This is a genomic window from Streptomyces achromogenes subsp. achromogenes (assembly GCF_000720835.1).
GTDB classification, from domain to species: domain Bacteria; phylum Actinomycetota; class Actinomycetes; order Streptomycetales; family Streptomycetaceae; genus Streptomyces; species Streptomyces achromogenes.
The window spans coordinates 1-13,188 of sequence record NZ_JODT01000055.1 but is presented as its reverse complement, the minus strand read 5'-3'; the positions used below and the strand labels follow the sequence as shown (position 1 = coordinate 13,188).

13 protein-coding genes are annotated in these 13,188 nt (G+C 73.7%); 12 read left to right on the top strand and 1 reads right to left on the bottom strand.

All coding sequences use genetic code 11. The features are described 5' to 3' along the window. The first annotated feature begins 92 nt into the window (after positions 1–92). A complete protein-coding gene (locus tag IH25_RS0135390) occupies positions 93–626 on the top strand; it encodes a YbjN domain-containing protein (protein ID WP_030620608.1) in 534 nt (177 codons plus the stop codon). Positions 627–692: 66 nt separating this feature from the next. On the opposite strand, the gene IH25_RS0135385 is transcribed toward IH25_RS0135390, so the two are convergent. Further along, complete coding sequence (locus IH25_RS0135385; protein ID WP_030620605.1) at positions 693–1,877, bottom strand: pyridoxal phosphate-dependent aminotransferase; 1,185 nt, start codon at positions 1,875–1,877, stop codon at positions 693–695. Positions 1,878–2,019: 142 nt separating this feature from the next. Between IH25_RS0135385 and IH25_RS40995 the strand changes: the two genes are divergently transcribed. The 11 genes from IH25_RS40995 (at position 2,020) to IH25_RS0135330 (ending at position 12,469) form a co-directional block, all read left to right on the top strand. Continuing rightward, the gene (locus IH25_RS40995; RefSeq protein ID WP_037656274.1) at positions 2,020–2,385 is read left to right on the top strand and encodes a hypothetical protein; all 366 of its coding nucleotides are present in this window, start codon (positions 2,020–2,022) and stop codon (positions 2,383–2,385) included. Positions 2,386–2,710: 325 nt separating this feature from the next. Next, a complete protein-coding gene (locus IH25_RS0135375; RefSeq protein WP_030620599.1) occupies positions 2,711–3,253 on the top strand; it encodes a DUF2617 family protein in 543 nt (180 codons plus the stop codon). 111 nt (positions 3,254–3,364) lie between these two features. Next, a complete protein-coding gene (locus tag IH25_RS0135370; protein WP_030620596.1) occupies positions 3,365–4,999 on the top strand; it encodes a polyamine aminopropyltransferase in 1,635 nt (544 codons plus the stop codon). 183 nt (positions 5,000–5,182) lie between these two features. After that, complete coding sequence (locus IH25_RS0135365; RefSeq protein ID WP_030620595.1) at positions 5,183–6,061, top strand: SRPBCC family protein; 879 nt, start codon at positions 5,183–5,185, stop codon at positions 6,059–6,061. 41 nt (positions 6,062–6,102) lie between these two features. After that, positions 6,103–6,891 (top strand): aldose epimerase family protein, encoded by a 789-nt coding sequence (locus IH25_RS0135360; protein ID WP_030620593.1) that lies wholly within the window; start codon positions 6,103–6,105, stop codon positions 6,889–6,891. A 10-nt stretch (positions 6,892–6,901) separates the two neighbouring features. Further along, entirely contained in the window at positions 6,902–7,453 is a 552-nt protein-coding gene (gene pyrE, locus IH25_RS0135355) for an orotate phosphoribosyltransferase (RefSeq protein ID WP_030620592.1), read from the top strand. 141 nt (positions 7,454–7,594) lie between these two features. Then, positions 7,595–8,617 carry a class II fructose-bisphosphate aldolase gene (gene fbaA, locus IH25_RS0135350; protein ID WP_030620589.1) on the top strand — a complete coding sequence of 341 codons (1,023 nt, stop codon included), beginning with the start codon at positions 7,595–7,597 and terminating at the stop codon, positions 8,615–8,617. A gap of 170 nt (positions 8,618–8,787) precedes the next feature. Next, positions 8,788–9,201 carry a DUF3151 domain-containing protein gene (locus IH25_RS0135345; protein WP_030620585.1) on the top strand — a complete coding sequence of 138 codons (414 nt, stop codon included), beginning with the start codon at positions 8,788–8,790 and terminating at the stop codon, positions 9,199–9,201. Positions 9,202–9,356: 155 nt separating this feature from the next. Beyond that, positions 9,357–10,205, top strand: coding sequence for a tryptophan 2,3-dioxygenase family protein (locus IH25_RS0135340; RefSeq protein WP_030620583.1), 849 nt, complete (start codon positions 9,357–9,359; stop codon positions 10,203–10,205). After that, on the top strand, positions 10,198–11,382 hold the full coding sequence (gene kynU / locus IH25_RS0135335) for a kynureninase (RefSeq protein ID WP_030620581.1): 1,185 nt from the start codon (positions 10,198–10,200) through the stop codon (positions 11,380–11,382). Before IH25_RS0135340 ends, kynU begins: the two co-directional genes overlap by 8 nt. Positions 11,383–11,563: 181 nt before the next feature. After that, positions 11,564–12,469 carry an alpha/beta hydrolase gene (locus IH25_RS0135330; RefSeq protein WP_030620578.1) on the top strand — a complete coding sequence of 302 codons (906 nt, stop codon included), beginning with the start codon at positions 11,564–11,566 and terminating at the stop codon, positions 12,467–12,469. The last annotated feature ends 719 nt before the right edge of the window (positions 12,470–13,188 follow it).

Genomic DNA, 13,188 nt, shown 5'->3' with positions numbered 1-13,188 from the left:
CTTCAGCTCAGGGCTGAGCGGTGGGTCGGGGCTTGCCACGCCCCTCCCCGCATGGGGGAGGATGGCGGCATCCGCATGAAGGGAAAAACACGGTGAGCATCGACCCGTCCTCGATTCCGAACTTCGGGGGCCAGCCCGAACCGCAGCCCCAAGGACCGGCGGGCCCCGTCCTCCCGGATCAGGACCTGGTGAAGCAGCTTCTCGACCAGATGGAGCTGAAGTACGTCGTCGACGAGGAGGGTGACCTCGTCGCGCCGTGGGAGCAGTTCCGCACCTACTTCATGTTCCGCGGGGACGAGCCCGAACAGGCGATCTTCTCGGTGCGGACCTTCTTCGACCGCCCGCACGCCATCGAGGACAAGCCGCGGCTGCTGGAGACCGTGGACGAGTGGAACCGCCGCACCCTGTGGCCCAAGGTGTACACCCACACCCACGAGGACGGCACCGTCCGGCTGATCGGCGAGGCCCAGATGCTGATCGGCACGGGCGTCGACATCAACCACTTCGTCTCCTCCACGGTCAGCTGGGTGCGGGCCGCGATCGAGTTCGACAAGTGGCTGGTGGAGCAGCTCGGCCTGGACCCGGAGGGCGCCGAGGGCGAGCAGTCCGAGGGCGACGCCGAGTAAGGCGGTCCCCGCACCGGCCGGGGGCCACGCTCCCGGCCGGACGCGGCGCCGCGTCCGCATGGCCGCTCACATGGCCCGCAGCCGCTCCGCCGCCTCGCGCAGCACCTCCTCGCGCTTGCAGAAGGCGAACCGCACGAACGGCGCCCCCGCCTCCCGGTCGTCGTAGAACACCGCGTTCGGGATGGCCACCACGCCCGCCCGCTCCGGCAGGGCCCGGCAGAAGGCGAAGCCGTCCTTCTCGCCGAGCGGCCGGATGTCGGTGGTGATGAAGTACGTGCCGGCCGGCCGGAACACCTCGAACCCGGCCGCCGTGAGCCCCTCCGCGAGGATCTCCCGGCGGGCCAGCATGCCCCGGCGGAACTCCTCGTAGTAGGAGTCGGGCAGCGCGAGCGCCTCGGCGACGGCGTACTGGAAGGGGCCGGAGGCGACGTAGGTCAGGAACTGCTTGGCCGAGCGGACCGCGCCGACCAGCTCCGGCGCGGCCGTCACCCAGCCGACCTTCCAGCCCGTGAACGAATAGGTCTTGCCCGCCGACCCGATGCTCACCGTGCGCTCCCGCATCCCCGGGAACGTGGCGAGCGGCAGGTGCTCGGCGTCGTCGAAGACCAGGTGCTCGTAGACCTCGTCGGTCACCACCAGCAGATCCCGCTCCACCGCCAGCTCTGCGACGGCGGCCAGCTCGGCGCGGGTGAGGACGGTGCCGGTCGGGTTGTGCGGGGTGTTGACCAGCAGCAGCCGGGTGCGGTCGGTGACGGCCGCGCGCAGCTCGTCCAGGTCCAGCCGGAAGCGGCCCTCGTGCGGCCGCAGGGTCACCGGCACCCGCCGGCCGCCCGCCATCGCGATGCTCGCCGCGTACGAGTCGTAGTACGGCTCCAGCGCCACCACCTCGTCCCCGGGCTCGACAAGCGCCAGCAGCGCGGCGGCGATCGCCTCCGTCGCGCCCGCCGTGACCAGCACCTCGGTGTCGGGGTCGTAGGACAGTCCGTAGCGGCGCAGCTGGTGCGCGGCGATCGCGGTGCGCAGCTCGGGGACGCCGGGGCCCGGCGGGTACTGGTTGCCGCGCCCGTCGCGCAGCGCCCGCACGGCGGCCTCCCGGATCTCCTCGGGACCGTCGGTGTCCGGGAAGCCCTGGCCCAGGTTGATCGACCCGGTCGCCACGGCGAGCGCCGACATCTCGGCGAAGATCGTGGTCCCGAACTCGGCGAGCCGGCGGTTGAGGTGAGGGCGTGCGCTGGAGGTCATGCCCGTCATCCTGCGCTCAAGCTCTGGAGTTCCTCAACTCCGCTTTGGCCGCCGGCACGGCCGGGCATCTCCCCGGCACCGCGCGAGAGGCGGTGACACGGCGAGGCGCCCACGGGGGGCCGCTTCGGGGGAACGGAAGGAGGGTGACGCCATGATCGTGGGCATCATCCTGGTGGTGATCCTGGTGGCGTTCATCGCGCTGGGCCGGGCCGGCGGGAACCGGCGGACGAGGCCGGCGCCCGGCAGGGGCCGCGGACGCAACCGGGCGTACCGCGGGTCGGCGTCGTCGTCCTCGTCGGCCTCCTCGTCGTCGGCCGCGGCCTACGGCGGCTCGGCGTCGGGCAGTTGGTGGGCCGGCGGCGACTCCGGCTCGTCGGGGCACCACGGCGGGCACCACGGGGGACACGGGCACGGCGGGCACTCCTGTGGCGGGAGCTCGTCCTGCGGCGGCGGCTCGTCCTGCGGCGGCGGCTCGTCGTGCGGCGGTGGCGGGGGCGGATGCGGGGGAGGCGGCTGACACGGGGCAGCCGGCCTTCCGGAGCGAGGGGGAAGCGCATCCGGGCCGCACCGCGCCGGGCGTCCGCCGGACAGAGATCCGGTAGGCGCCCGGCGTGTCTTATTCACGACCGGCGCACGCCGTAGTGGAACACGTGAGCTGTGAGCCCCCCGAGGGATGGAAACCCAACGAAGTTGGGTAAAAACCCTGTGGCGGCAGCCATGTTCATGGTTCCCTCTAAACGCCAACGCAGCCCCTCGAAAGCCCCCTGACTCCCCAATCCGGCCGGGTCGGCTGGGCTGAAATTGGCCGATTTCCCCCCATTGCGTGTTAGCGGAGCCGATTCATGCTCACGACCCTGAACACCTCCTATACCGATACGCGCGCTGCCGACCTCGCCTGGGCGCTGGGCCGTGAACCGCTGCCCGCCCTGGCCACCCTCGACCTCGAACTCACCGGCTCCAAGCTCCAGTTGCGGCTGCTCGGCGCCTCCCACCAGGTGCTCCTGGAGGAGGAGCGCGGCATCTGCTCGGAGACGGTCGCGTGCATCCCGGGCTCCAGCACCCCGCTGCCGCTGGGCGTCGCCAAGCGGGTCGGCGACTGGGAGTACGAGTTCGCCGCCCGGGTCGAGGTGCTCACCCCCGGTTCGTTCGCAGGCCGCGCCCAGGAACTGCTGGCCCTCGTCTCCGACCATCCGCACGGCCTCGCCGGCGTCTTCCCGGGCAGCCCGCACGCCTTCACCGCGATGCTGGCCCAGCGGCACGAGGGCCAGGTGCACTGGCGCACCTGGCACGCCTATCCCCAGGACGGGCAACTGGTGGCCACCCGGACCCGGGTCGGCGAGCGGGCGCGGGCCGGCGGGCGGGCGCGGGTGGCGCGGCAGAACTGAACGCCGGGCTTACGCCTTCTCCGGCGACATAAACCCGCAATGCGTCAACCGCCCCCGGATCCACACGTGTGGGTGACGAAGCGTGCCCGGGATGTGACGTAACGTCGCAGCGTGATCGAACCGCACGCCCCCGCGCCCCCGGGCGCCCCGCCCCCCTGGACGAGCCCAGCACGGCTGCCCGTCCGGCCCGGCACCGGGCGGTTCCTGGTCCTCGCGTGCGTCTTCGTCTGCGCGGCCTGTGGACTGGTGTACGAACTCGAACTCGTCGCGTTCGCCTCGTACTTGATCGGCGACTCGGTCACCCAGGCGTCCGTGGTGCTGTCCGTGATGGTGTTCGCCATGGGCATCGGCTCCCTCGGCGCCAAACGGCTGCGCTGCCACGCGGCGGCCGGCTTCGTCGCGGTCGAGGCGGTCCTCGCCCTGGTCGGCGGATGCAGCGCCATGGCGCTGTACGCCGTGTTCGCCTGGACCGCCGGCTGGGGCGGGGTCTGGGCCGCCGGACCGCGCTGCCTGCTGGTCGCCTTCTCCCTGGCCATCGGCCTGCTCATCGGCGCCGAGGTGCCGCTGCTGATGGAACTGATCCAGCGTGTCCGGCGGCAGGACGCGGGCGGCGCGGTGGCCGACCTGTTCGCCGCGGACTACGTCGGCGCCCTGGTCGGCGGCCTCGCCTTTCCCTTCCTGCTCCTGCCGTTCCTCGGCCAGCTGACCGGCGCGCTGCTGACCGGCACGGTCAACGTGGTCGCGGGCGGCGCCCTGGTCCTCGGCCTGTTCCGGCGCGACCTCGGCCGCCGCGCCCGCCGCCTGCTGCTGTGCACCGGCCTGGTCGTCCTCGGCGTCCTCGCCGGTGCCGCCGCCCTCGCCGGCGACTTCGAACGGGCCGCCCGGCACGCCGTGTACGGCGGGGACGTCCGGGTGGCCGTGCGGACCGGCGTGCAGGAGATCGTCCTGGCCGGCGGCACCCGCGGCCGGCCGCTCGACCTCTTCCTGGACGGCCGGCTCCGGGTCGGCGGCCGGGACGAGCGCCGCTACCACGAGGCCCTGGTCCACCCGGCCCTGACCGGCCCGCACGCGCGCGTGCTGATCCTCGGCGGCGGCGACGGACTGGCCGCCCGCGAGGTGCTGCGCCACCGCGACGTACACCGCCTCGACCTCGTCGAGCCGGACCCGGGCCTGGTGGAGCTGGCCCGCCACGACCCCGGCCTCGCCGCCGCCAACGCGCACGCCTTCGCCGACCCGCGCCTCCACGTCACCACCGCCGACGCGCTCACCTGGCTGCGGGGGGCGCGCGGGCGGGCGTACGACGTCGTGGTCGCCGACCTGCCCGACCCCGGCATCACCGCCAGCGCCAAGCTGTACTCCCAGGAGTTCTACGGCCTGGCGCGCCGGGTGCTGGCCCCGCGGGGCCGCCTGGTGGTGCACGCCGGTCCCGTCACCACCCGGCCGCGCGCCTACTGGACCGTCGCCGCGACCCTCCGCGCGGCCGGCTTCGGCGTGTCCCCGTACCGGGTGCCGGGCCACGACAGCGGCTTCGCGCCCGGCCCCGACCGCCCGGCGGGCGCGTCCCGGGCCCCGCACGACTGGGGCTTCCTGCTGGCGGCCCCGGGCCGCACCCCGCCGCCCCTGAGTCTGGGCACCTGGCGGCCGGGCACGCTGACCCAGGCCCGGCTGACGGAGGCCGCGCGGGCCGCCGACCGCACCCGGATCGACGGGCTGCGGGCATCCACGCTGGTGCATCCGCGGTACTGAGCCGCCGCACGCAGACGCGCTACCGGGCCGCCGTACCGAGCCGTACTGAGACGCCGTCCAGGGAGGCCGGCGGCGGCCTTCCCGCCGGGTGGACCGGTGGCGCGTGGGCAAACGGGGGGCCGGGCGCGGAGCCGTCCGCCTGCCCGGGTGAGTTCCGGCCGCGAGTGGGTAGGCTCCCGGACCATGGAGCACCAGGTCTTCGTCCAGGCTTCCACCGACCGGCTCGGCGCCGCCCTGACCGACCCCGCTCGCGTCGCCCGCGCCGTCCCCGGGCTGCAACAGGACGCCGGTGCCGAACCCGTCACCGGCCGCCTGAAGCTCCGCGTCGGCGGACACTCCGTGACCTACCGGGGCACGGCCCGGGTGACCCCGCGCGGCGACGGTACGTACGGTGTCGAGGCCGACGCCACCGAGGCCCGGGGCTCCGGCGCGGTCAAGCTGTCCCTGACCCTGCGCCTCGTGGCCGCCGAGGACGGCTGCACGGTCACGGCCGAGGGCACGGCGACCGCGTCCGGCCGGATCACGGAACTCCCCGCGGAGACGGTCACGTCGGCGACGACGAGGCTGCTGAGCCGCTTCCTGGAGGCGCTCGCGGCGGACGAGCCGTCGGCGGGTGACGAGTCCGAGGGGGCGGGTGACGGGTCCGTGCCGGCGGGCGAACCCCGCCGCTCCGTCTTCGACACCGAGGTCCCGCCGCCCTCCCTGGACCGGGACGCGGACGACGACACCACCGGGACCGGTGACGCCGAAGGCACCGAGGACACCGAAGGCACCGAGGACACGGTGGACCCCGAGGGCACCGGCCCCGCGCACCCCGACGTGCTCGCCGAGGGCTTCGCCGATACCGGGGAACCGCCCGCCGAGGCGGCGCACGCGCGGCGGACGATGATCGGGCGCAGCGCCGAGGAGGTCGACCACGCCCCGCCGCGCGGCCGGTACGCCCCCGTGCCCGCCCCCCAGACGGTCGTGGGGAACCCGGCGCTGCGCTGGGCGGCCCCCGCCGCGGCCCTCGCCGTGGCCTCGGCGATCGTGGTCACCCGCGCCCTGCGCCGACGACGCTGACCGGCACCCCCACACCCGCCGCGCCCCAGTAGTGTCGTCCCGTGAGCAACGAAGACATCACGCTGACCGCAGGTGAGGCGGAAGTGCGCGTCAGCCCCGCGAACGGCGGCCGGATCAGCGGGCTCAGGATCGGCTCCTTGGAACTGCTGCGGCAGGGCCCCCGCTACGGCTGCTTCCCGATGGTGCCCTGGTGCGGGCGGATCCGCGACGGCCGCTTCCTGGACGGCGGCACCGTCCGCCAGATGCCGCTCAACTCCCCGCCGCACGCCATCCACGGCACCGCGCGCGACGCCGCCTGGCGCACCGCGCGCGTCTCGGCGGACGAGGCGGTGATCACGTACGAGCTGACCGACCCGTGGCCGCACCCCGGGCGCGTCACCCAGGTCGTCGCGCTCACCGGGGACGGCCTGACCCTGACCATGTCCGTGGAGGCGTACGGCGACTCCTTCCCGGCGCAGCTCGGCTGGCACCCGTGGTTCAACCGGAACCTCGACGGCGCGGACGTACGGCTGGACTTCGCGCCCGCCTGGCAGGAGGAGCGCGGCGCCGACCACCTGCCCACCGGCAACCGGACCGACCCCCGGCCCGGCCCCTGGGACGACTGCTTCGGCATGCCCGGCGGCGTGGACGTCACCCTCACCTGGCCGGACCGGCTGGAGCTGAAGGTGGCGAGCCGCGAGGAGTGGGTGGTGGTCTACGACGAGCAGGCCGAGGCCGTCTGCGTGGAACCGCAGACCGGTCCGCCCAACGGCCTGAACACCCTCCCGCGCCTGGTCACCCCGCTGGAGCCGCTGGAGGCGAGTACGACCTGGAGCTGGCGTCGGCTCTAAGCTGGTCGGCATGACGGACGACGTGCGCGGCGCGCTGCTGCAGCAGATCAAGGACAAGGCCGTGGTGCACGGCAAGGTGACCCTCTCCTCCGGTCTGGAGGCCGACTACTACGTCGACCTGCGCCGCATCACCCTCGACGGCGAGGCCGCCCCGCTGGTCGGCCAGGTGCTGCTGGACCTGACCGCGGACCTGGAGTTCGACGCGGTCGGCGGGCTCACCATGGGCGCCGACCCGGTGGCCGCCGCCATGCTGCACGCCGCCGCCGCGCGCGGCCGTCGCCTGGACGCGTTCGTGGTCCGCAAGGCGGCCAAGGCGCACGGGCTCCAGCGGCGCGTCGAGGGCCCGGACATCGCGGGCCGCCGGGTCCTGGTGGTCGAGGACACCTCCACCACCGGCGGTTCTCCGCTGACCGCCGTCGAGGCCGTGCGGGAGGCCGGCGCGGAGGTCGTCGCCGTCGCCACGATCGTGGACCGGGCCACGGGAGCCGCAGAGAAGATCGAAGCGGGCGCTGGTGTTCCCTACCGCTTCGCCTTCTCGAAGGACGAACTGGGGCTGGACTGACGATCCGGACGTTCCGGTCTTGACCGGCGCGTGGACCATGAGGTCATGTCTGGGAAGATGGGGCCGACGATGATGTCGCCCCCCAGGTCTAGGTCAGGGCCGTAACGCAGAACCCCTACCCGCAACACAAGGAGCGGACAGATGCCCATCGCAACCCCCGAGGTCTACAACGAGATGCTCGACCGGGCGAAGGCAGGCAAGTTCGCCTACCCGGCCATCAACGTGACCTCCACGCAGACCCTGAACGCGGCGCTGCGCGGCTTCGCGGAGGCCGAGAGCGACGGCATCGTCCAGATCTCCACCGGCGGTGCGGAGTTCCTCGGCGGCCAGTACAGCAAGGACATGGTGACCGGCGCGGTCGCGCTCGCCGAGTTCGCGCACGTCATCGCCGAGAAGTACCCGGTCAACATCGCCCTGCACACCGACCACTGCCCGAAGGACAAGCTCGACGGGTACGTGCGTCCGCTGATCGCGCTGTCCAAGAAGCGCGTCGACGCCGGTCTCACCCCGCTGTTCCAGTCGCACATGTGGGACGGCTCCGCCGAGACCCTCGCCGACAACCTGGAGATCGCGCAGGAGCTGCTGGAGCAGGCCCGCGCCGCCAAGATCATCCTCGAGGTGGAGATCACCCCCACCGGCGGCGAGGAGGACGGCGTCACCCACGAGATCAACGACGAGCTGTACACCACCGTCGACGACGCCATCCGCACCGCCGAGGCCCTGGGCCTGGGCGAGAAGGGCCGCTACCTGCTGGCCGCGTCCTTCGGCAACGTGCACGGCGTGTACAAGCCGGGCAACGTCGTGCTCCGTCCCGAGCTGCTGAAGGAGCTGAACGAGGGCGTCGCCGCCCGGTTCGGCAAGGAGTCCCCGTTCGACTTCGTCTTCCACGGCGGCTCCGGCTCCACCGAGCAGGAGATCCAGACCGCGCTGGAGAACGGCGTGGTAAAGATGAACATCGACACGGACACCCAGTACGCCTTCACGCGTCCGGTCGCCGCCCACATGTTCCAGAACTACGACGGCGTCCTGAAGGTCGACGGCGAGGTCGGCAACAAGAAGGCCTACGACCCGCGCACCTGGGGCAAGCTGGCCGAGGCGAGCATGGCCGCGCGCGTCGTGCAGGCCACGCAGCACCTGCGCTCGGCGGGCAACAAGATCAAGTAAGCGGTACCCCATGGCGGGCCCGGCGGCTGTCCTTGCCGCCGGGCCCGTCGTGTGCCTACGGCAGGGTGACGGCTCCGCCGCCGGAGGGGGCGCCGGGAGGTCCGGGTGCGGCAGCTCTCCGTACCCCCTGCGGCGCGCCCCCGTACGCCCCCGTGGGCCACACTGAACCCATGACGATTCACCAGAACCTTCTCGGCGGACCGCCCCCGACCCACCTTCCCGACGACCCGGAGCCCCGTGAGGCCCTCGCGGCCGGTACCGCGCCGGCGGAGGTCGCCGCCCAGCACCCCACCTCGTCCCTCGCCTGGGCCCAGCTGGCCGACGACGCGTTCGAGCGGGGCTCGGTCGTGGAGTCGTACGCCTACGCCCGTACCGGCTACCACCGGGGCCTGGACGCCCTGCGCCGCAACGGCTGGAAGGGCCACGGCCCGGTCCCGTGGGAGCACGAGCCGAACCGCGGCTTCCTGCGCGCGCTGCACGCCCTCGCCCGCGCCGCCCAGGCGATCGGCGAGCAGGAGGAGTACGAGCGCTGCTCCCAGTTCCTGAAGGACTCCTCGCCGACGGCGGCCCAGACCCTGGGCTGACCGGCGGCGCGCACGTCACCGGTGTGGCCCGTCTGGCAGCAGGCGGGCCTTGCCGTCCTCCGGGGCATTGCGGAGGATGGCGGGGTGGGGACCGGGGCCCCCGTGCCGGCATCGGCAGGGGCGGACCGCTACCCGGAGTGACACAGGAGACAGCGATGTCCCAACAGGCTCACCACCCTCACCAGGCCGCTGAGCCCGAGACCCCGAACCTGGATTTCGCGGGGACGACGCCGTACGAGGACTACGTCAAGGCCGACGTCCTCACCCACCTCCAGCACACCCTCTCCGACGACCCCGGCGAAATGGTCTTCCTGGTGACCACCCAGGTCATGGAGCTGTGGTTCACCGTGATCGTGCACGAGTGGGAGACGGCCGCCCATGCGCTCCGTTCGGACGATGTACCGGTCGCGCTCGCCGCGCTGAAACGTTCCGTGCGGGAGCTGGAGGCTCTGAACGCCTCCTGGAAGCCGCTCGGCCAGCTCACCCCGGCGCAGTTCAACGCCTACCGCGGCGCGCTCGGCGAGGGCTCCGGCTTCCAGTCGGCGATGTACCGGCGCCTGGAGTTCCTGCTCGGCGAGAAGTCCGCCTCCATGCTCGTACCGCACCAGGGCGCCCCGCGCGTCCACGCGGAACTGGAGAAGGCGCTGCACGAGCCGAGCCTGTACGACGAGGTGCTACGGCTCCTCGCGCGCCGCGGCCACCCGATCCCGGACTCCGTGCTGCACCGGGACGTCTCCGCCCGGTACGAGCCCTCCGAGGCCGTCGAGGCCGCCTGGACCGCGGTCTACGCGGGCGACCAGAACGGCGAACTCGCCCGGCTCGGCGAGGCGTTGACGGACGTGGCGGAGCTGGTGTGGCGCTGGCGCAACGACCACCTGGTGGCCACCCGGCGCGCGATGGGCGCCAAGCCCGGCACGGGCGGCTCGGCCGGCGTGGCCTGGCTGGAGAAGCGCGCCCGCAAGAACGTGTTCCCCGAGCTGTGGACGGCGAGGTCCCATGTCTGAGCTGCCCCTGCACGCGGAGAAGCTGGACGCGGAGGACGAACTCGCCTCCCTGCGGGACCGGTTCGTCCTCGACGACGTCGTGTATCTGGACGGCAACTCCCTCGGCGCCCTGCCCGCGCACGTGCCCGGCCGGCTGGCGGACGTCGTCCGCCGTGAGTGGGGCGAGCTGCGCATCCGCTCCTGGGAGGAGAGCGGCTGGTGGACGGCGCCCGAGCGGGTCGGCGACCGGATCGCCCCGCTGGTGGGCGCGGCGCCCGGCCAGATCGTCGTGGGCGACTCGACCAGCGTCAACGTCTTCAAGGCGCTGGTCGCGGCGGTCCGCATGGCGGGCGACGGCCGTGACGAGCTCCTGGTCGACGCGACGACGTTCCCGACGGACGGCTACATCGCCGCCTCGGCGGCCCGGCTGACCGGCCGCACCCTGCGCCCGGTCACCCCGGCCGAGGTGCCGGGCGCGCTGTCCGGCCGTACGGCCGCGGTACTGCTCAACCATGTCGACTACCGCACCGGCCGGCTGCACGACCTCCCGGCGCTCACCGCCGCGGTCCACGCCTCCGGTGCCCTCGCGGTGTGGGACCTGTGCCACAGCGCGGGCGCCCTGCCGGTGGGCCTGGACGAGCACGGCGTGGACCTCGCGGTCGGCTGCACCTACAAGTACCTGAACGGCGGCCCGGGTTCACCGGCGTACCTGTACGTCCGCGAGGAGTTGCAGGACCGCTTCGACTCCCCGCTGCCCGGCTGGAACTCCCACGCCGAGCCGTTCGGGATGAGCCCCGAGTACGCCCCGGCACCGGGCGCCGTGCGGGGGCGGGTCGGCACGCCGGACATCCTCTCCCTGCTGGCGCTGGAGGCCGCGCTCGACGTGTGGGACGGGGTGTCCGTCACCGCCGTCCGCGCCAAGTCCCTGGCGCTGACGGACTTCTTCCTGCGGTGCGTGGGCGCGTACACCGAGCCGGGCCGGGTGGAGTGCGTGACCCCCGAACGGCACGCGGAGCGGGGCAGCCAGATCGCCCTGCGCTGCCCGGACGCGGGCGAGGTGATGAAACGGCTGATCGCCCGGGGTGTCGTGGGCGACTTCCGGCACCCGGACATCCTCCGCTTCGGCTTCACACCGCTGTATGTGGGATTCCGTGATGTGGAGCGGGCGGCGCGGGTGCTGGGGGAGGAGCTGGCTTAGGGACGCGGGCGGGGTGACGGGTTCGGGGACCCGGGTGCGGGGCGCGAACCGGTTCCTCCGCCTCCCGCCGACGTGGGGGAAATGCCCGTGTCCCCGCACGTCACCGGCCTGATACCGTCCCGGCCAACGGCCGTTTCCCACCTGGTCCGCCACCCCCGTTCCGTAGCTGAGAGGTTGGAGCATGCCGGACGACGCCGCAGCAGCCCGCGCCGCCGCCGAAGAGGAGTCGGCCTTCTCGCACCCGCCGGTCGACCCCGACGTCACCGCCGCGTACGGTGACCACCCCGACCAGGTGATCGACTTCTACGCTCCCCGTCCCGGCCGGGAGGCCACCGCCCCCGCGACCCCCGCCCCGCTGGTCGTCGTCCTGCACGGCGGTGCGTGGCGAGCGCGCTACGACCGGCGCCATGTCACTCCGTTCGCGGCCTACTTGGCCCGCAGGGGGTTCGTGGTGGCCAACGTCGAGTACCGGAGGGGCGGCGAGGAAGGCGGGGGCGGTGCCGGTGGTGAGGGGAGTGTGCCCCCCGCCGGGCGCTGGCCGGACACGTTCGACGATGTCGCGGCGGCCCTGGACGCCCTGCCCTCGCTGGCCCGTGAGGCGGTTCCGCAGGTGGACACCGGTCGTACGGTGCTGACCGGGCACTCGGCGGGCGGCCACCTGGCGTTGTGGGCGGCGGCCCGGCATGTGCTCCCGGCGGACGCGCCATGGCGTACCGAGGGTCCGGCGCCGTTGCGCGGTGTCGTCGCGCTGGCGCCGATCGCGGACTTCGAGGTGGCGGAGAAGCTGGAGGTGTGCGACCACGCGGCGCGGCAACTGCTGGGCGGGCAAAGCGCGTTCGCGGAACGCGTCCGGTACGCGGATCCGGCGCTGCTGCTGCCGACGGGTATCGCCACGACGCTGGTGCAGGGGCGGTCCGACGTTGTGGTGCCGCATCAGGTGGCCGAGTCGTACGCGGAGGCGGCGGCCAAGGCGGGGGAGGTGGTCGGGCTGACGCTGCTGGAGGACGTGGGCCACTTCCCGCTGATCGACCCGGCGGCGGACGCCTGCGCGGTGGTGGCGGAGGAGATCGCCCAACTCGCCTGGTGATACCCGTAGTACCTGAGAGCTACGCGCCACAACAGCTCCCTGGCGGGACGCCGGCGACACCCCCCGCTCCGTAATTTCCTTCCCAGTCGAGCCCGATGGCCGGGCGACCGGAAAGGAAGCCACCATGGGGACCCGCCCGCGACCCACCACGCTCGCGCAGCCGCTGACGGTTATGGGGCTGTGCGGGGGCGTCCCGCGTCTGACGCCGTTTGCCGCAGGGCCGGTGCGGGCGGAGGGCGAGCCGACAGCCTTGCGGCAGCCGCCGATGGTGGTGGGGTTCCGTGGGGGTGTACCGCGCCCGGCACCGATTCCCGCACGGCCGGCCCGCCCGGAGGGCAAGCACACGACGCTCCCGCAGCCGCCGACGGCGAGCGCTCACCAGGGCGGCCACCTGCACGCGACGACGATTGCCGCACGGGTGATGCGGGCGGGAACTCCTCCCACGACGGACCCGCAGCCGCCGGAGGCGAACGCCCCTCACGGGGGCCACCCGCATCCGGCGACGAAACCCGCACGGGTCGTGCGGGCGGGGAACACCCCCACAACGCACCCGCACGGGGAAACGCACCGCAACCCCCACCCCCTCCGCCGCACCCTCCTCCGCGTCCTGCTTCCCGCCCTCCTCACCGCCGCCATAGTCCTCCCCCTCACCGGCGCGGCCCCCCCCCCCCCCCCCCCCCCCCCCCCCCCCCCCCCCCCCCCCCCCCCCCCCCCCCCCC